13 protein-coding genes, 1 rRNA gene and 1 riboswitch are annotated in these 18,835 nt (G+C 68.9%); of the genes, 8 read left to right on the top strand and 6 right to left on the bottom strand.

What is annotated here, in order from left to right:
• Positions 1 to 242 precede the first annotated feature (242 nt).
• Both ACTWQN_RS36260 and ACTWQN_RS36255 read right to left on the bottom strand, forming a co-directional pair.
• The gene (locus ACTWQN_RS36260) at positions 243 to 3,287 is read right to left on the bottom strand and encodes an MMPL/RND family transporter (protein WP_443208195.1); all 3,045 of its coding nucleotides are present in this window, start codon (positions 3,285 to 3,287) and stop codon (positions 243 to 245) included.
• A 227-nt stretch (positions 3,288 to 3,514) separates the two neighbouring features.
• Positions 3,515 to 4,594 (bottom strand): ArsR/SmtB family transcription factor, encoded by a 1,080-nt coding sequence (locus ACTWQN_RS36255; RefSeq protein WP_443208194.1) that lies wholly within the window; start codon positions 4,592 to 4,594, stop codon positions 3,515 to 3,517.
• Positions 4,595 to 4,715: 121 nt separating this feature from the next.
• Here ACTWQN_RS36255 and ACTWQN_RS36250 point away from each other — a divergent pair, with 121 nt between their 5' ends.
• The 5 genes from ACTWQN_RS36250 to ACTWQN_RS36230 all read left to right on the top strand — a co-directional run bounded on the left by ACTWQN_RS36250 (position 4,716) and on the right by ACTWQN_RS36230 (position 9,380).
• Entirely contained in the window at positions 4,716 to 5,555 is an 840-nt protein-coding gene (locus ACTWQN_RS36250; RefSeq protein WP_443208193.1) for an alpha/beta hydrolase family protein, read from the top strand.
• Complete coding sequence (locus ACTWQN_RS36245) at positions 5,552 to 6,532, top strand: tripartite tricarboxylate transporter substrate binding protein (RefSeq protein WP_443208192.1); 981 nt, start codon at positions 5,552 to 5,554, stop codon at positions 6,530 to 6,532. The genes ACTWQN_RS36250 and ACTWQN_RS36245 overlap by 4 nt, the downstream gene beginning before the upstream one ends.
• The gene (locus ACTWQN_RS36240; protein ID WP_443208191.1) at positions 6,529 to 7,020 is read left to right on the top strand and encodes a tripartite tricarboxylate transporter TctB family protein; all 492 of its coding nucleotides are present in this window, start codon (positions 6,529 to 6,531) and stop codon (positions 7,018 to 7,020) included. Before ACTWQN_RS36245 ends, ACTWQN_RS36240 begins: the two co-directional genes overlap by 4 nt.
• A 75-nt stretch (positions 7,021 to 7,095) precedes the next feature.
• Positions 7,096 to 8,595 carry a tripartite tricarboxylate transporter permease gene (locus tag ACTWQN_RS36235; RefSeq protein ID WP_443208190.1) on the top strand — a complete coding sequence of 500 codons (1,500 nt, stop codon included), beginning with the start codon at positions 7,096 to 7,098 and terminating at the stop codon, positions 8,593 to 8,595.
• A 182-nt stretch (positions 8,596 to 8,777) separates the two neighbouring features.
• Positions 8,778 to 9,380: a DUF5134 domain-containing protein gene (locus ACTWQN_RS36230; RefSeq protein ID WP_443208221.1), complete on the top strand. Its 603-nt coding sequence runs from the start codon at positions 8,778 to 8,780 to the stop codon at positions 9,378 to 9,380.
• 85 nt (positions 9,381 to 9,465) lie between these two features.
• On the opposite strand, the gene ACTWQN_RS36225 is transcribed toward ACTWQN_RS36230, so the two are convergent.
• Complete coding sequence (locus tag ACTWQN_RS36225) at positions 9,466 to 10,113, bottom strand: alpha-ketoglutarate-dependent dioxygenase AlkB family protein (protein ID WP_443208189.1); 648 nt, start codon at positions 10,111 to 10,113, stop codon at positions 9,466 to 9,468.
• A gap of 133 nt (positions 10,114 to 10,246) precedes the next feature.
• Between ACTWQN_RS36225 and ACTWQN_RS36220 the strand changes: the two genes are divergently transcribed.
• On the top strand, positions 10,247 to 11,188 hold the full coding sequence (locus tag ACTWQN_RS36220) for an ABC transporter substrate-binding protein (protein WP_443208188.1): 942 nt from the start codon (positions 10,247 to 10,249) through the stop codon (positions 11,186 to 11,188).
• 27 nt (positions 11,189 to 11,215) lie between these two features.
• On the opposite strand, the gene ACTWQN_RS36215 is transcribed toward ACTWQN_RS36220, so the two are convergent.
• Positions 11,216 to 12,868: a glycoside hydrolase family 3 C-terminal domain-containing protein gene (locus tag ACTWQN_RS36215; protein WP_443208187.1), complete on the bottom strand. Its 1,653-nt coding sequence runs from the start codon at positions 12,866 to 12,868 to the stop codon at positions 11,216 to 11,218.
• Between the two features lie 7 nt (positions 12,869 to 12,875).
• Positions 12,876 to 13,088, top strand: a riboswitch (cobalamin riboswitch).
• Between the two features lie 107 nt (positions 13,089 to 13,195).
• Here ACTWQN_RS36215 and ACTWQN_RS36210 point away from each other — a divergent pair.
• Positions 13,196 to 15,583, top strand: a complete 2,388-nt coding sequence (locus tag ACTWQN_RS36210) for a ribonucleoside-diphosphate reductase subunit alpha (protein WP_443208186.1) — start codon at positions 13,196 to 13,198, stop codon at positions 15,581 to 15,583.
• A 169-nt stretch (positions 15,584 to 15,752) separates the two neighbouring features.
• Positions 15,753 to 16,832 carry a ribonucleotide-diphosphate reductase subunit beta gene (locus ACTWQN_RS36205; protein ID WP_443208185.1) on the top strand — a complete coding sequence of 360 codons (1,080 nt, stop codon included), beginning with the start codon at positions 15,753 to 15,755 and terminating at the stop codon, positions 16,830 to 16,832.
• A 53-nt stretch (positions 16,833 to 16,885) separates the two neighbouring features.
• Here ACTWQN_RS36205 and ilvD read toward each other — a convergent pair whose 3' ends face one another.
• Both ilvD and rrf read right to left on the bottom strand, forming a co-directional pair.
• Positions 16,886 to 18,586, bottom strand: coding sequence for a dihydroxy-acid dehydratase (gene ilvD, locus ACTWQN_RS36200; protein WP_443208184.1), 1,701 nt, complete (start codon positions 18,584 to 18,586; stop codon positions 16,886 to 16,888).
• A 129-nt stretch (positions 18,587 to 18,715) separates the two neighbouring features.
• Positions 18,716 to 18,832, bottom strand: a 5S ribosomal RNA gene (rrf, locus tag ACTWQN_RS36195).
• Between the last annotated feature and the right edge of the window lie 3 nt (positions 18,833 to 18,835).

The raw sequence follows: 18,835 nt of genomic DNA, 5'->3' as shown, positions 1-18,835 counted from the left end.
CCAGCTGTCAAGCGCCGCCACCAACAGTCCAAAGTGGAATTCCAATCCAGTCCTGACTACCTGCCGAGATGCGCTGGAAAGATGGTCCGCCACAGAACGCACGACGAAGCTCTGCGCCGCACGCTCATCGAGCGGGCCGCGACAGTGGTGTTCGAAGGCGGCGTGCGGGAGCTGAGCCTGCGGCGGCTGGCGAGGGACGCCGGAACCTCCACCAGGCTACGAAGCTGCGCTGCGCAGCGTCGTCATCGGCTGGAGCCGCTGAAGCCGCGGGCGGGCCACCAGTTCCAGCGGCCGAGCATGGTGGCCACCGCTGGCACGACCAGCGTCCGAACCACGAAGGTGTCCAGCAGCAGTCCGCCCCCGATGGTGAACCCGATCTGGGCGAGGGTGACCACGCTGCCGAACACCAGCGCGAACATGCTGGCGGCGAAGATGATCCCGGCGGTGGTGATCACGCTTCCGGTAGCGGTCATCGCGCGGGCGATCCCGAAGCGGGCGCCGTCGGTGGCCTCCTCGCGGATTCGCGACATCAGCAGCATGTTGTAGTCGGCCCCCACCGCGACCAGGATCACGAAGGTGATCGCCGGCACGCTCCAGTCCAGGTCGAAGCCCAGCAGGTGCTGCCAGAACAGCACCGACGCCCCCATCGCCGCGGAGTAGGACAGGATCACCGACGCCAGCAGGTACAGCGGCGCCACCACGCTGCGCAACAGCAGCACCAGGATGGCGAACACGGCCAGCAGCGCGATCAACGCGAACAGCACGAAGTCCGCATTGGACATGTTCGCCAGGTCCCGGTTCACCGAAGCCGCACCGGTGTTCGCCACGCTGGCGCCCTCCAGCGGGGTGCCGCGCAGCGCCTGCTGCACGACGTCGACCACCTCACCGGTTCGGTCCATGGCGGCCTGCCCCAGCGGATCGGAATCGTGCAGCACCATCAACCGCGCCGTTCGCCCGTCGGCGGACAGGAACAACCCGCTGGCCAACGCCATTCGCGGGTCGTGCCAGGCGTTGGGCGGCAGGTAGAACCCGCCGACGCCCGGATCCGCGGCCTGTGTTCCGGCGGTCCGCAGGAAATCGGCGGCCTGCCCCAGTCCGCGTTCCAGCTCCTGCACGGACTGCGTCATCGTCGTGGTGCCGTCGTGCAGCTGGTCGGCGCCGCCCTCGACCTGGTCCGCGCCGCTGGACAGCTCGCCGAGCCGGTCCCGCAGCACCCGCTCGCCCTCGGTGAGCTGGCCGATCCCGTCGCGCACCGCGCCGATCCCGGTCTGCAGCTCGGCGATCCCGGCGGACAGATCGCCACCGCCCGCCGCCAGCTGCCGCGCCGCCGCAGCGGCCTGCCGCAGTCCGGGAAGCAGCTGGTCCCGCTGCGCGACGTAGATCTCGCCGATGCCGCTGCGGGCCTGCGCGCACACCGGATCGACGCTGCACAGCGGATCTGCCTGCAACGCCTGGTAGGCGAGCTCCAGCCCGCTGACGGCCAATTCCGTTTGCTGCGCGGCCAGTTCCAGGCCGGTGGCGAGTTGCTCGGCGCCCGCGGCGAGCTGGGCGGATCCGTCGTGGGCGCGGTCCGCTCCGTCGGCCGCCGAGTCGAGTCCACTGCCTGTGGCGGTCAGCCCGTCCAGCAACCGCTGCGCCCCGTCGACCGCGCCGCGGGCGCCGTCGGCGAGCTGCTCGCTGCCGATGGCGAGTTGACCGGCGCCGTCGGCCAACCGCCCGGTTCCGGTGGCGTTCTGCTCGCTGCCGCCCGCCGCCTGTCCGGGCTGCGCGTTGCCAGCGGCGAGCTGATCGGCGGCTTCGCCGAGCCGATCGCCGATCTGACCGGCCTGCTGCCCCAGCGACGCTTCGGTGATCGGGGTGCCGGTCGGCCGGGTCACGCCGCGCACCATCTGGACCCCGTCGACCTTGGCCGCGTTGGCGGCGGCCATCTCCAGCACCGCCAGGTCCCGCGAGTTGCGCATGTCGCGATCGGCGTTGATCAGCAAGTATTCCGGCAGCACTTCGGTGGCCGGGAAATGCCTGCCGAGCGCCTGGTAACCGAGGTTGCTGTCGGTGCTCGCCGGTTGCACCCGCCGCTCGTCGTAGCTGAGCTGTGCGCCGGGGTAGAACGCGGCGAGCAGACCGAGCACCGCCAACCCGACCAGCAGCACCCGGCCCGGTCGGCGCACGGTTCGCACGCTCGCGGCGCGCCACCAGCGGTTGCCGCCGCCAGCGCGCGGCAGCGCGTAGCCGCGGTTGGCCGCGATCGCCAACATCGCCGGGATCAGCGTCAGCCCGGCCAGCAGCGTCACCGCGAGGCTCACCGCGATGGCCGGGCCGGTGGTGCTGAAGATGCTGACGTTGGCGAACGCCATGCCTGCGCAGGCGGCCATCACCGTGGCGGCCGAAGCCGTGATCACGCCCGCCACTCGCCGGGTGGCCGCCGCGACGGCCTGCACCGGGTCCGCACCGGCCCGCACCGCCTCGTGGAACCGGCTGATCAGGAACACGCCGTAGTCCGTGCCCGCACCGAGCACGACGGCTGTGAGCAGGGATGCGGTGAACGTGGAGATGTCGAAGAACACCAGCCCGCACAGCGCCGTGACCGCCCGTGCGGTGGCCAGCGACAGGCCGATGGCGCCGAGCGCGATCAGCGAGGTGATCAGCGACCGGTAGATGGCCAGCAGGATGATCAGGATCAGCACCACGGTGGCGGCGGTGATCGGGATCATGCTCCGCTCGATCTCGCTCTGCATGTCGGCGACCGTGGCGATCGGCCCGGTGACGTGCACGGCCAGATCCGCCGGTCGGCCGTGCTGGCTGATCTCGCGGATGTGCTCGATCTGCGCCGTGGTCTCCGGGGAGCCGTTCGTGCCGCGCAGCCCGACCGGGATGTAGATCGCCTTGCCGTCGCGGCTTTCCACCGCCTCGGTGAGTTCCGGTTGCGCGATGGTGTCCTGCACCGAGGCGATCCGCGCGTCGTCGGCGTGCAGTTGGCCGACCAGATCGTGGTAGTACCGCCGGTCGTCGTCGGTGAGCCCGTGCCCGTCGGCGAGCACGACGAAGACCATGGTGTTCGCGCCGTCGCCGCCGAACCTTCTGTCCATTGTGGACGACGCCTGTATCGAGGGCGCCGAGTCGGGCACGAACGAGACCTGGCTCTGCGCGATCACCCGCTCCAGCTGCGGGACGAAGGCATTGAGCGCCACGGCGAACGCGATCCACACCACCACCACGACGCCCCGGCGTCGCACCACGGCGGAACCGAGGCGGGCCAACAAGCCCGGACCGTTGTGGTTCGAACCCATCACGCTCCCCCTGCGATCCCCAGCAACAGGCTCGGCGGCCGACGGGACCCAACGCCGAGAAGCCGACGCCCACGCCGCCGTAACGGAGTTATAAAACCGTGTCCCGATCAACCTGTCAAGGCAGCACCCCGGAGCTACGCCAGCGATCCGACCCGCGGATGCGCCAGTTCCAGCACACCAGAACGAGATCGGCACCCGGCTCGCTTCTGGCGGAGTCCGATGTGGACTCAGCGTCGCAGGGCCTGCAGGAAGTCCAGGCCCAGGCGGCGCACCGCCTCGACATCCAGCTGGTAGCGGACCACGGCACCATCCCGGTGGCCGTGCACCAGGCCCGCTTCGCGCAGTCTGCGCAGGTGCCGGGAAACCTGCGGGGCGGTCATGTCCAGCCGAAGCGCCAGATCCGTCGTGCTGGCCGCGCGGCGGAGGATGTCCTGGCAGAGCTTGATCCGCACCGGATCGTTGAGCACCGTCAGCCGCTTGCGCATGACCTCCAAGGAGATCTCGGCACCGCGCACCTCGCTGATCGGGTACTGCACGACGATCGGGAAACCCGGGTAGTGCTTGATGACCGTGTGCGGGTTGCCGTGCACGGAAGGCACCAGCAGGCAAGGCGATTCGTCCACCGACGCACTCGCCGGGTAGAGCTTGTCGAAGACGACCCGCGGCGGATCCTCCCGCAGGGTGGCGATCGGGAAGTCGGCCAGCACCCGGTGACCGACCTGGTTGCGGGTGTGCACCTTGTGCCGCACCTCGACGTTGACCACCGGACGCAGCCTGCGCCACTCCTCGGTGAAGGCGGCGTCAGCGACCGCGCGCAGGAAACCCAGCAGGTCGGCGCGCAACTGCTCGGCGTCGGCGAACAACCGCCCCGCGAGCTGGTGGTGCCGCGTGGAGATGAGCCGGAACCGCGCCATGAACCGCTTCCGCAGCGCGGCGTCGTCCACCAGGCGGTGCAGCGGATCCTGGGTGGTCTTGCCGACCAGCGCCTGCGCGCTCATCGCCAGGAACTCCGGCAGCGGCAGCCGTTCGACGTCGCGCAGCTCCTCGTCCAGTTCACGGCGCGAGTGGGCGGTGAGCGGGAGCAGGTAACGCGCCCGGAACGGCCCCCAGAGCGGGGCGAACGCGCCGCTTTCAGCCGCCAGGCCGCCCTGCAACGCGGCCTCGAAGAACTCCGCCCAGGCGCGGCTGGCCGGGTGGTGTTCGAGCTCGTCCACCGAATGCAGGCACGCGCACAACTCGGCCAACGCGGACGAGCGGATGCCGATCCGGCTCGCACCGGACCCGCCGAGCACCAGCGTCACCGCCATGACCAGCAAGTATGCCTGGCGCGGTGGGCGGAGACATTACCGGGTTGGCGTCAATGTTGTTGTTCGACCGCCGGGCACGAACCACGATTCCCTGCCTAGCGACTCCTCGGGAGGAACATCGATGTCGGACAGCCAGCGTCCCAAGGACCCGCGGGGGTTCTACTCGGCCGGTGCGACGCCCCTCTTCGCCTCGCGCTACGACCAGCGCTTCTCGTACTGCCTGCACGTGCCCCAGCAGCACGATCCGGACGGCGAGGCGCTGCCGCTGGTGGTGCTGCAGCACGGCACCGGTCGGCGCGGACCGCAATACCGGGACAACTTCTCCGAATTCGCCGAGGAGCACGGCTGCATCGTGCTCGCCCCGCTGTTCCCGGCCGCCATCGGCGACCCCGACGACCTGCACAACTTCAAGTTCATCCGGTACGGCGACATCCGGTTCGACCTGGTGCTGCTGGCCATCGTCGACGAGGTGGGCGAGCGGTACAACGTGCGAACCCAGCGGTTCCTGCTGCACGGCTTCTCCGGCGGCGGCCAGTTCGCGCACCGCTTCTTCTACCTGCACCCCGACCGGCTTGCCGGGGTCTCCATCGGCGCGCCGGGCCGGATCACCCTGATCGACGAGGACCGTCCGTGGTGGCTCGGGCTGCGCGGCATCGAGGACGCCATCGGCGCGACCCCGAAGCTCGGCGAACTCGCGGCCGTGCCGGTGCAGATGGTGGTCGGCAGCCAGGACACCGAGACCTGGGAGATCAACAACCCCGGCGACTCCAACTGGATGGACGGTGCGCAGGACGCCGGGCGCACCCGCGTCGAACGGTTGACCACGCTCCGCGAGAACTTCGAAAAGCACGGCATAGCAGTGCGTTTCGACATCGTGGACGGTGTCGCGCACGAGCCGATGCGGGTGCTCGACCCGGTCCGGGACTTCTTCGCCGGACTGCTGCGAGGTGGTGGCCGGTGAAGGCACCACGACTGCTGCTCGCGGTCGCCCTGCTCACCACGTCCTGCGCCATCGGACCGGTGGACGGCGGCGGCCCCTATCCGAGCAAGAACATCTCGATCCTGGCGCCCGGCAGCACCGGCGGAGGTTGGGACACCCGGGCCCGCTCGATCGACACCGCGCTGCACGACTGCGGCGTGACCGATCGGGCCGCCACCGTGACGAACGTGCCCGGCGCGGGCGGCACGATCGGGCTGGCGCAGTTCGTCGTGCACACCGGCGATCCGCACCAGCTCATGGTGATGGACACCGTGACGATGCTCGGCGGCATCGTGCGCAACGACTCACCGGTGGACCTCACCACGCTGACCCCGATCGCCGGGTTGACGACCAGCCAGAGCGCCATCGTGGTGCCCGCCGACTCGCCGTACCGGACGATGGCCGATCTCATCGCCGGTTTCCGGACCGACCCGCGCGGCACCTCCTGGGTCGGCGGCTCGCTGGGCGGTCCCGACCACCTGCTGGCCGCCCTGCTGGCCAGGGACAACGGAATCGCGCCCGACCAGCTCAACTACGTCGCCACCGGAGGCGGCGGGGAAATGCTCACCCTGCTGCTAAGCGGCACCGCGAAGGTCGGCGTCGCGACGGTCACCGAGATGCGCGGCCAGATCGAGGCGGGCGAACTGCGCGCCCTGGCCGTCACCGGAGGCAACCGGGCACCCCGCATCGACGCCCCGTCGCTGCGCGAACTGGGCATGGAACACCTCGATCTCACCTCGGTCGGCGGGGTGCTTGCCCCGCCCGGTCTGGACGAGCAGCAGCAGCGCGAGGTGATCGACCTGATCCGGCGGATGCGCGACACCCCCTGCTGGCGCGCGGTGCTGGTGCGCAACGACTGGACCGACGAATGGCTGCCGGGCGATGAGTTCGCGGCCCGGATCAAGCAGCACGAGGAGATGGTGACCACGGTGCTGAAGGAATTGGGATTGACGTCATGAGCGTTGCGGAGGAATCCAAGGACGACACCGAGGTCCGCCCCTGGGCCGCGCGGTTGAGCGCGCTGCTGGTGCTGGCCGTCGGCCTCGTGGTGCTGGTCGGCTCCTTCACCATCAACTCCGGCGGCACCTACCAGGCGGTGGGACCGCAGGTGTTCCCGCTCATCGTGGGCGCGGGCACCACGCTGTTCGGTGCGATCGCGCTGGCCCGGTCCGTTCGCGGCGTCGACACCGGAGAGCCGGGCGGGACGGATTGGCGCGCGGTCGCCAAGCTCGCCGCGACGCTGTGCGGCTACGTGCTGCTGCTGGTCCCGGCCGGGTTCTGGCAGTCCAGCACGGTGTTCTTCGCGCTGGTGGCGCGGATCCTGGGCAGCCGAAAACCGGTGCGCGACCTGGTGATCGGACTGGTGCTGTCGCTGGCCGCCTACTTCCTGTTCGACCGGTTGCTGGGCGTCAGCCTGCCACCGGGCATCGTCAGATTGGCGTTCTGACTGCTTGTCTTCGCTCTTGTTGAGGTTCCGCCACCCGCACCGCCACGCAAAACGAGTCCAAGGACAAATTCTGACATGGACGTTCTGCAGAACCTGTTGAGCGGTTTCGGCACTGCCCTGGTGTGGCAGAACCTGCTGCTCGCGCTGGTCGGGGTGACGATCGGCACGATGGTCGGGGTGCTGCCCGGTCTCGGCCCGGCCACCACGGTGGCGCTGCTGCTGCCGGTCACCTACGTCTTCGACCCGATCGGCGCTTTCGTGCTGTTCGCCGGGATCTACTACGGCGGCATGTACGGCGGATCGACCACCGCGATCCTGCTGAACATCCCCGGCGAAACGGCCTCGGTGCCGACTACTCTCGAAGGCCATCCGATGGCGTTGAAGGGACGCGGCGGCGCGGCGTTGGCGACCGCCGCGATCGGTTCGTTCGTGGCGGGCACGATCTCGACGGTCGGCATCACCTTCCTCGCGCCGTGGATGGCCGAGGTGGGCAAGCTGATCCAGCCCGCCGAATACTTCGCGATCATGGTCCTGGCGTTCGTCACGGTCACCTCGCTGGTCGGCGACTCGGTGGTGAAGGGCCTGGCCACGCTGTTCCTCGGCCTGTCCATCGGGTTGATCGGCATCGACAACCTCACCGGGCAGCCGCGCTACACCTTCGGCGTTGCCGAGCTCTACGACGGCATGGAGCTGGTGGCGCTGGCGGTCGGGCTGTTCGCGGTGGCCGAAGCGCTGTACTCGGCCAGCCGGATGCGCCACCACCCGACGCAGGCCATCCCGCGGACGGGCAAGGTGTGGATGACCGGGGACGAATGGCGGCGCTCGTGGAAGCCGTGGCTGCGCGGCACCGCCATCGGCCTGCCGATCGGTTCGCTGCCCGCCGGGGGCGCGGAGATCCCGACCTTCCTCAGCTACAACCTGGAACGCCGGTTGTCCAAGCACCGCGAGGAATTCGGGCACGGCGCGATCGAAGGCGTGGCCGGGCCGGAGGCGGCGAACAACGCCGCGTTCTCCGGAACCCTGGCACCGCTGCTGACGCTGGGCATTCCGACCTCGGCGACCGCCGGTGTGCTGCTGATCGCCTTCCAGATCTACAACCTGCAGCCCGGACCGCTGCTGTTCGACGAGGAACCGGCGCTGGTCTGGACGTTGATCGCCAGCCTCTACATCGGCAACGTGATGCTGCTGGCGCTGAACCTGCCGCTGGTCAAGGTGTGGGTCAAGCTGCTGGCCGTGCCGCAGTCGCTGCTGACCGCCGGAATCCTGGTGTTCGCCACCCTCGGCGTGTACGCGATCTCGCAGAACGTCGTCGACATGGCCTTCGCGTTCGCCTTCGGCGGGCTCGGTTTCCTGTTGCGCCGCAGCGGTTATCCGGTCGCGCCGATGGTCCTGGGCGCGGTGCTCGGGCCGCTGCTGGAGACCCAGTTCCGCCGGGCGATGTCGTTCGCCGAGGGCGACTGGACGGTGTTCCTGACCCGGCCGATCTCCGCAACGATCCTGGTGCTGGCCGCGGCACTGCTGGTGGTCCCGATCGTCCTGCGCCGCCGCCGGAAGATCGTCCTCATTGGACAGTAGCCGAACCCCGCGCCCGTACCCGGCGCGGTGAGCTCCACGCCTGATGCCGCGCCGAGCAACGCGGACCGGTGATCGAGGACGCCGTTGGCGTCCCCTTCCGGGCCTAGACCGTCGGCGGTCGACTCGCGAACAATCAACAACCACGGGTCACCGATCGGATACCGACGGTCGCGGGGGTGGGCATGCTCGGCCTGGTACTGACCGCAGCGGTCATCGCGGTGACCGTGGTGTGCCTGGCCCGCCTCGTCCTCCAACGCGGGCAGCGCGGGGACACCGCGCGCACCGACAGCAGCGTGGACGTCGCGCACGCCCTGATGGCCGTCGGCATGGCGGCGATGTTCCTACCCGACCTCATGCGCCTCCCAGCGGCGGTGTGGGCGGCGCTGTTCATCGCGAACGCGGCGTGGATGGGCGCCCTGGCGCTGCGCCGCCGACCAGCCGGGACCTACCTGCACCACGTGGTCAGCGGCCTGGCGATGGCGTACATGTTCGCCGCCGCCCGCTCGCACGAACCGAACCCGCACGTTTTGTCGCTGTCGACCGCGCACTCCTCCGGCCACGCCCACGGCGCTGTGGCGGTCGTCGAAGCGCAACCCGCTGGCTTCGCCTTTCCGCTGGTGGCATGGGTTCTGATGATCTACTGCGCGCTCAGCGCTGGCTTCGCCGGGACCAACCTGCTGCGTGCTCCGCCGACCTGCCACGACCGGCCCGCACCCCGGCTCACGGCGGTCACCGAACTGGTCCTGTCGCTGAGCATGGCCTACATGTTCCTGACCACGCTGTGACGGACCCGGAAACCTGCCCGTGCAGCGCTCGCCTTCTGCGGTGGGGCGGGCGAAATCGCCCGACGCCGCCCCGGGCACAAGGCACTCAGTCCATTCCGGACACCCGGAGGGTGATGTTCAGGCGACCGCCGGTCATGCCGATGTCCGGGCCGGTGCCGGGCAGGGTTCGCGGCACGCCGTGGTAGGCCAGCCGGGACGGGCCGCCGAAGACGAACAGGTCCCCCGAGCACAGCTGGAGATCCGTCCACGGCCGGTTGCGGTTCTCGGTGTTGCCGAACCGGAACACGCAGGTATCGCCCAGGCTCAGCGAAACCACCGGCTCGCGGCTGTGCTCGTCGCGATCCTGGTGCATGCCCATCCGCGCGGTCGCGTCGTAGAAGTTGACCAGCGCGACATCGGGCCGGTAGTCGGCGGCGTCCCGGCGGTAGGCGTCCGCCAGCGCCTGCCGACCGAGATCGCCCAGCCAGTCCGGGAACGGTGTGACCGGGGAACCGTCGCCGTCGGCGACCGTGCGCGAATACCGGTACGGGTACCAATGCCAGCCCAGGCACACGGTGCGCACCGACATCACACCCCCGCTGGGCAGCCGCGCGGACCGCATGCCCGCCGGGGAACCCGCCCACTCCCGGCAGGCCGTCACCAGTTCGCGCTGCCGGTCGAGGTCCAGCCAGTCGGGCAGGTGAACCGCACCCGGTGCGATCTCGGACCGGCCGCGCGGGATCAACGACTCCATGTCCGCACCTACCACGTCGAGATCAGCCACGCCGTTGGCCGCGCGGTGACAACCGTCTCAAAGCTGGTCTCCCTACTCCAATCAGGTTAGGCTTACCGAACTTTTGGAACCTCTCGGACAGGCAGGGAGCACCATGTTCCGTCCCCGTCGACTGCTCGCGGCGGTCACCGCCATGCTCGCGCTCGGCACCGTCGCCGCATGCGGCACGGCGGCCCCCGAGCAGCCCGCCGCGCCGCAGGGTGGCGAGCGAATCATCACGCACGCCAAGGGCCAGACCAAGATCACCGGCACCCCGCAGCGGGTGATCGTGCTCGACACCGGGGAACTCGACTCGGTGCTGGCGCTGGGGATCAAACCGATCGGAACCGTGCTGCCCGATGCCAACAAGTCGCTGCAACCGTACCTCGCGGAGAAGGCGGGCAACGTCGAGATCGTCGGCACCATCGGCTCGCCCAACCTGGAGAAGATCACCGCGCTGCAGCCCGACCTGATCCTGTCCAACAAGATGCGCGACGACCAGAACTACGAGGCGCTGAGCAAAATCGCCCCGACGGTGTTCGCCGACACCGTCGGCAAGAACTGGAAGCAGAACTTCCTGCTCGACGCCGACGCGCTGGGCAAGAAGACCGAAGCCCAGCAGATCCTGGACACCTACCAGCAGCGCGCCGCCGACATCGGCAAGCAGGTCGGCGACCCGGCCGCCCGCAAGATCAGCGTGCTGCGCTTCACCCCCGGCGACATCCGGCTCTACGACAAGGGTTCGTTCATCGGCACCATCCTGGCCGACGCGGGCCTGGGCCGCCCCGAGAACCAACTGCCCGACCAGACCTTCACCAAGATCAGCCGCGAGCAGATCTCCCAGGCCGACGGCGACATGCTGTTCTACTCCGCCTACGGCGACACCGCCAAGCAGCAGCTGACCGGCGTGGTCAACTCGGTGCAGTGGACGACGCTCGGCGCGGTGCGCGGCGGCAAGGCCATCGAGGTGCCCGACGACACCTGGTTCCTCGGCATCGGCCCGATGGCGGCCAACATGGTCCTCGACGACCTGCAGAAGTACCTCACCCAGCAGTGATCGGCACGAGCCCGTGGGTCGACCGGCTCACGGGCTCGTCGCCGCGCTGATCCGCAGATCCCCGGCGCTGCGCCCGACCAAGAACCCACCGCCCGGCTCGACGTCGATCATCGCCGACACCTCGGCACCCGCCTCGGCCGCCACGACGGCGAAGCCCGCCAACCGAAACGGCTCGTCGGCATACACCTGAACGACCTCGCGGCCCGCCCGCTCACCGGTGTTGCGCAGCTTCACCCGCACCGCATCGCCGTCGACGACGGCCTCGACGTACTCCCAAGCGGTGTAGCCCAGCCCGTGTCCGAAGTGGAATGCCGGGCGCACGCCGCGGTCCGCGTAGGCGCGATACCCGACCAGATCTCCCTCGGCGTAGTGCAATTCGCCGTCCACCGGTTGGACACCGGGCAGCGGGACCGGCACATCGGCCAGTTCGGCCGGGAAGGTGGTCGGCAGTCGGCCACCGGGCTCGATGCGACCGAGCAGCACGTCCGCCAGCGCATCGCCGTACTCCTGGCTGCCGAACCAGGTCCACAGCACCGCGGGCACCTCGCCAGCCCAGGGCATGATCACCGGCGACCCGGCGTTGACCACCACCACGGTGCGCGGATTCACCGCCGCGACCCTGCGGACCAGTTCGTTCTGGGTGCCCGGCAGGTCCAGCGAGGCGCGATCGCGGCCCTCGGTCTCGACCTCGTCGTTGGTGCCGACCACGACCACCGCGACATCGGCTTCGCGGGCGACCGCCAGCGCGGCGGCGAGTTCGCTGGCGTCGTCCCACTCCCGCGCGCGGTGCCCGATCCCGACGGCGACCAGCAGGTCGAGGCTGCGCGGGGTGAACTCCACCGTCAACGCCGCTCGGCCCGCCGCGTCCAGGTCCGATTCGACGAGCACGACGTTGAACCGCTGCTCGGGTGGTTCGATCAGGTCGCCCAACGGATCGGCGACACCGTCAGCGCTGACCGCAGCCACGTCCAGCACCGCGCGCCCGGACACCTCGACGCGGAAATGCCCGGTGCCGTTGACCCCGAACAGGTGCTCGCCGAGTTCGGCGGCGAGATTTCCCCGCAACCGCAACGATTTCGTCCCGCTGGGTAGCCCACCGAGCCACACCAGCCGCTCGGTGCCGCGCAACTCGCTGCTGAGGACCTGGCCCGCGCCGTCCAGGTACTCGACCCGGATGCCGGTCCCCTCGCCCGTCGGGTCGAAGATCTCCGTTCGCGCCAGCACGTCCAGCAGCCGCCGATGCCGCACCCCGCGCTGGTACACCACGTCCGCGTCGGGCAGCGTGGCCCGCAGACCCGCCAGCGGCGTCACCACGTGCGGCGGGCTGACGTGCGGCGAACCACCGCCCTGCACCGCCGGAATCGTGGCGCTCTCCCCGATCACCGCCACCTGCGCGCCGTCCCAACCCCACTCGCCCTTGAGGATGTCGTTCACCAGCACGGAATTCTCGGTCATGGTCTGTCCGTTGACCGAGTTGTAGGCGGCCATCAGCGCCCACGGCGACGCCTTCGCGATGATCCGCTCGAACGGCTTCAGGTAGACCTCGCGCAACGTCGGCTCGTCGATCACCGCGTCGTAGCTGAGCCGCTCCGTCTCGCTGTCGTTGGCGACGTAGTGCCCGGACTGTCGAGCGGGACACCGACACGCCGATATCTGCCCATGCTCACCAACCCCAGACACAACATGTAGTGTGTCGCTCGCTGGTGGTTCGCCGGAGGCATCCGGCGAGGCAAGAGGGAACCCGGTGCGAATCCGGGACTGCCCCGCAGCGGTGAACGGGAACGACCGTCGTGACCCGGCTGCCAGACGGCAGCGGGTACAGCACTGGGCGAGAGCCTGGGAAGCCACGACCAGTAGGCCGCCCGTGAGTCCGAAGACCTGCCACCGGTGCACGCGCGAGCGTGCTGTCCGGGACTTCGAGGGCGAGTCCGCGCGGACCACCAGCGGCGCTACCGCGGTGTCCTCGCGCGCCATCGCGGTTCGCCGAGCTCACGAGGGAGAGAGCCCGTGACCAAGACACTTGACGACTGGACCCGGGTGTCCACTGTGGTCCACCAGGCCTGCGCCGGACTGCCCGGCGTCTCGGCCGACGCCGTGCTCGACGAAGTGCGGCGCACCGGTTATGCCGGAATCAGCGACGACGAACTCTCGCTGGCGCAGATCATGGCGGCGCGCACCCTGATCGAGACCGAACCCAACTACTCGCAGGTCACCGCCCGGCTCCTGCTGCACCAGCTGCGCCGCGAAGCGCTGAACTTCCTGGGCGAACCGCGGGAAGCCGACCAGGACGAGATGCGGGAGCGCTACCCGCAGTACTTCGTCGACTACGTGCGGCGCGGCATCGAACTGGCGCGACTGGACCCCGAACTGGGCACCTTCGACCTGGCCCGACTCGGGCGCGCACTGCTGCCGGAACGCGACCTGACCTTCGGGTTCCTCGGCCTGCAGACCCTCTACGACCGCTACTTCCTGCACCACGACGGCACCCGGTTCGAGCTGCCGCAGGCGTTCTTCATGCGGGTCGCGATGGGGCTCGCGCTGCGCGAGGACGACCGCGAGGCCCGCGCCATCGAGTTCTACCAACTGCTGTCCTCGTTCGACTTCATGTGCTCGACGCCGACCCTGTTCAACGCGGGCACCACCCGACCGCAGCTGTCGTCCTGCTTCCTGACCACTGTGGACGACGATCTGTCCGGTATCTTCCATTCGATCAGCAACAACGCGCTGCTGTCGAAGTACTCCGGCGGGTTGGGCAACGACTGGACGCCGGTGCGCGGCATCGGCGCCCACATCAACGGCACCAACGGCAAGTCCCAGGGCGTGGTGCCGTTCCTGAAGATCGCCAACGACACCGCCGTCGCGGTCAACCAGGGCGGTCGCCGCAAGGGCGCGGTGTGCGCCTACCTGGAGACCTGGCACATCGACGTCGAGGAGTTCCTCGACCTGCGCAAGAACACCGGCGACGACCGCCGCCGCACCCACGACATGAACACCGCCAACTGGGTGCCCGACGAATTCCTGCGCCGCGTCGAAGCCGACGAGCAGTGGACGCTGTTCTCCCCGGACGAGACCCCGGACCTGCACGACCGCTACGGCCAGGATTTCGCCGAGCGCTACCGCGCCTACGAGCAGGCCGCCGATCGCGGCGAGATCCGGGTGTTCCGCCGGGTCCGCGCGGTGGAGCTGTGGCGGCGGATGCTGACCATGCTCTTCGAAACCGGCCACCCCTGGATCACCTTCAAGGACGCGTGCAACCTGCGGTCCCCGCAGCAGCACGTCGGCGTCGTGCACTCCTCCAACCTGTGCACCGAGATCACCCTGAACACCAGCACCGACGAGGTCGCCGTGTGCAACCTCGGATCCATCAACCTGGCCAGGCACATCACCCCCGACGGCATCGACGCCGAGCGGCTGCAACGCACCATCCGCACCGCGGTGCGGATGCTGGACAACGTCATCGACATCAACTTCTACACGGTTCCCGAGGCGCGCCGGTCCAACCTGCGGCACCGGCCGATCGGGTTGGGGCTGATGGGCTTCGCCGACGCGCTGATCGTCGGGCGCATCCCGATGTCATCGGCGGCCGCCGTCGAGTTCGCCGACCGCAGCATGGAGCAGATCAGCTACCACGCCATCGCCGCGTCCAGCGAACTCGCCGTCGAGCGCGGCCGGTACGAGTCGTTCGACGGGTCGCTGTGGAGCCGGGGGATCCTGCCCGTCGACTCGCTGCGGCTGCTCGCCGACGCCCGCGACGGCGACCTCGACCTGGCCGCCGGGTCCACCATGGACTGGGACGCGCTGCGGGCACGGGTGCGGCGCGACGGCATGCGCAACTCCAACGTGATGGCCATCGCGCCGACCGCCACGATCTCCAACATCTGCGGGGTCAACCAGTCCATCGAGCCCGTCTACCGCAACCTGTACGTCAAGGCGAACATGTCCGGCGACTTCACCGTCGTCAACCCGCACCTGGTCGCCGACCTGAAGGCGGCCGGGCTGTGGGACGCCGCGATGGTCGCGGACCTGAAGTTCCACGACGGCAGCCTGTGGCCGATCGAGCGGATCCCGCAGCAGCTCAAGGAGCTGTACGCGACCGCGTTCGAGATCGAACCGCACTGGCTGGTCGAGGCAGCGGCCCGGCGGCAGAAGTGGATCGACCAGGCGCAGTCGCTCAACCTCTACGTCAGCCGACCCAGCGGCCGCAAGCTCGACGAGCTCTACCGGCTCGCCTGGCGGAAGGGCCTCAAGACCACCTACTACCTGCGCTCCACCAGCGCGACCCACGTGGAGAAGAGCACCCTGCGCGGCACCGACGGCAAGCTCAACGCCGTCCCGACGATCACGACAGCCGCCGCCTGCTCGGTCGAAGACCCCGACTGCGAAGCCTGCCAGTAACGATCCCGACACGCCAGGTGAGGCGTCCGCTTTCTCCCTGATACCGCGGGGCAGTCCTTGCCTGGAACTGCCCCGCCCCGTTCTGCCGATCATCGGGTGGAGACCAACAACACTCGGGATCGACTCCTCCCCGAGCTGAAGGCCGGGGTATCCGCCGATTGGAATTCCGATGACCTCAGTGCAGTCCCAGTCCGCGTCGGCCGCCGGGCTCGGTCAGATCGACCGTGCCGCCGGACGCGTCGACGTCGGTGACAAGGCGATGATCAACGCGCGCGCCGACGTCAACCAACTGCTCCCGCTCAAGTACGGCTGGGCTTGGGAGAAGTACCTCTCGGGCTGCAACAACCACTGGATGCCAACGGAAATCTCCATGCAGGCCGACATCGCGCTGTGGAAGTCCACCGACGGTCTCAGCGCCGACGAACGCCTGCTCCTCAAGCGCAACCTCGGTTTCTTCGCCACCGCGGAATCCCTGGTGGCCAACAACATCGTGCTCGCCGTCTACCGGCACATCACCAATCCCGAATGCCGCCAGTACCTGCTGCGGCAGGCCTTCGAAGAGGCCGTGCACACCCACACCTTCCAGTACATCTGCGAAAGCCTCGGCCTCGACGAGGGCGAGCTGTTCAACATGTACCGGGAGATCCCCTCGATCGCCGACAAGGACGCCTGGGCGCTGCAGTACACGCGCAGCCTGGAAGACCCCGACTTCGCCACCGGCAGCACCGCCGCCGACCAGGCGTTCCTCCGCGACCTCGTCGCGTTCTACGTGGTCTTCGAGGGCATGTGGTTCTACACCGGCTTCGCGCAGATCCTGGCGCTGGGCAGGCGGAACAAGATGGTCGGCATCGCCGAGCAGTACCAGTACATCCTGCGCGACGAGTCGATCCACCTCAACTTCGGCATCGACTGCATCAACCAGATCAAGCTGGAGAACCCGCACCTGTGGACCCCGGAGTTCCAGGCCGAGATCCGGCGGATGCTGGCCGAAGCCTGCGAACTGGAGATCGCCTACGGCCGCGACACCATGCCGCACGGACTGCTCGGCATCAACGCCGAACTCTGCGCCCAGTACATGCACTTCATCACCAACCGGCGCTGCGCCCAGCTCGGCCTGCAACCGGTGTTCCCGGAAACCGAGAACCCGTTCCCGTGGATGTCGGAGGCGATGGACCTGAAGAAGGAGAAGAACTTCTTCGAAACCCGCGTCATCGAGTACCAGTCCGGCGCATCGTTGCAGTGGGACTGAAGCTCGGGTGATCGGAGCTCTCGCCCGGCTGCTCCGGGCGAGAGTCCCGTTCCTCACGAGCAGACCGCACCCTGGGCTGCCGAGCCGACCAGCTTCGCGTACTTACCGAGCACGCCGTGCCGGAATCGCGGCGTCGGCGCGGACCAGTTCCGACGTCGCCGTTGGAGCTCGGCGCCGTCGACGAGCAGATCCAGGGTGCGGTTGGTGAGGTCGAGGCGAATCCGATCGCCGTCCTGGACCAGTGCGATCGGCCCACTTTCGGTCGCCTCCGGCGCCACGTGCCCGATGCACAAACCCGTGGTACCGCCGGAAAACCGACCGTCGGTCACCAGCAGCACGTCCTTGCCGAGACCGGCGCCCTTGATCGCACCGGTCACCGCGAGCATCTCCCGCATGCCCGGACCGCCGCGCGGTCCCTCGTAGCGGATGATGACCACGTCACCGGGCTTCAGCGTGCCGTCCTCCACGGCGTCCATGGCACCCTGCTCACCATCGAAAACCCTTGCCGTGCCGTCGAAACTCGTCGAGTCGAAACCAGCGCTCTTGACCACCGCGCCATCCGGTGCCAGCGAACCCCGCAGGATCGTCAGCCCACCGGTGGGATGGATCGGGTTCGACAGCTGGTGCAGCACGTCACCGTCCAGCTCGGGCGGATCCAGCTCGACCAGGTTCTCCGCCACCGTGCGACCGGTCACGGTCATGCAGTCACCGTGCAGCAGACCCGCATCCAGCAGGGCCTTCATCACCACCGGAACGCCGCCAATCCGGTCCACCGCGGGCATCACGTAGCGGCCGAACGGCTTGACATCCGCCAGGTGCGGCACCCGATCGCCGATCCGGTTGAAGTCGGCCAGGTCCAGGTCGACCTCGGCTTCCCGCGCGATGGCCAGCAGGTGCAGCACCGCGTTGGTCGATCCGCCGAAGGCCATCACCACGGCGATCGCGTTCTCGAACGCCTCCTTGGTCAGGATCTGCCGCGCGGTGAGGCTCCGCCCCAACATGCCGACCACTGCGCGGCCCGCATCGCGCGCGCCCGCATCGCGACGCCGGTCCACTGAGGGCGGGCTCGCCGAACCCGGGATCGACATCCCCAACGCTTCCGCGGCGCAGGCCATGGTGTTCGCCGTGTACATCCCACCGCAGGCGCCCTCACCAGGGCAGATCGCGCGTTCGATGCGGTCCACCTCGTCGCGGCTGATCAATCCCCGAGCGCACGCACCAACGGCTTCGAAAGCATCGATGATGGTGACCTCGCGGTCGCCGACGCGGCCCGGCAAGATCGAACCGGCGTAGACGAACACCGAGGCCAGGTCGAGCCGGGCCGCGGCCATCAGCATGCCCGGCAGGCTCTTGTCGCAGCCCGCCAGCAACACCGAGCCGTCCAACCGCTCGGCCTCCATCACGGTCTCGACGGAGTCCGCGATGATCTCCCTCGACACCAGCGAATAGTGCATGCCGACGTGCCCCATCGAAATGCCGTCGGAAACCGAGATCGTGCCGAACTCCATCGGATATCCGCCAGCCGCGTGCACACCTTCCTTGGCGGCCTGCGCAAGGCGCTGCAACGAGAGGTTGCACGGGGTGATCTCGTTCCAGGACGAAGCCACCCCGATCTGCGGCTTCGTGAAGTCGGCGTCCTGCATACCGACGGCGCGCAGCATCCCCCGCGCTGCGGCCCGCTCCATACCTTCGGTGACCTCGCTGCTGCGAGGCTTCAACGTGCGTTGGCCATTGGTGAGCTTCGAAGCATCCACACCGCGACTGTAGTCGGGGTCACACCGACAGCGCGCGCCGAAAACATCCCACGCCAGAAAACAAAAAAAGGGGGGTCCCTTTTCTTTCCGTTTCCGGGAAGAAAAGGGACCCCCCTCTCTCTTGTTGTGTGTCGGTGGTGTCTTACTCTCCCACACCCTGTCGAGTGCAGTACCATCAGCGCTGGGGAACTTAGCTACCGGGTTCGGAATGGGACCGGGCGTACCCTCCCCGCCATCGCCACCGACAAC

The sequence above is a fragment of the Saccharopolyspora antiqui genome (assembly GCF_052246905.1).
Taxonomy (GTDB): domain Bacteria; phylum Actinomycetota; class Actinomycetes; order Mycobacteriales; family Pseudonocardiaceae; genus Saccharopolyspora.
This window is presented reverse-complemented; position numbering and strand designations above follow the sequence as displayed.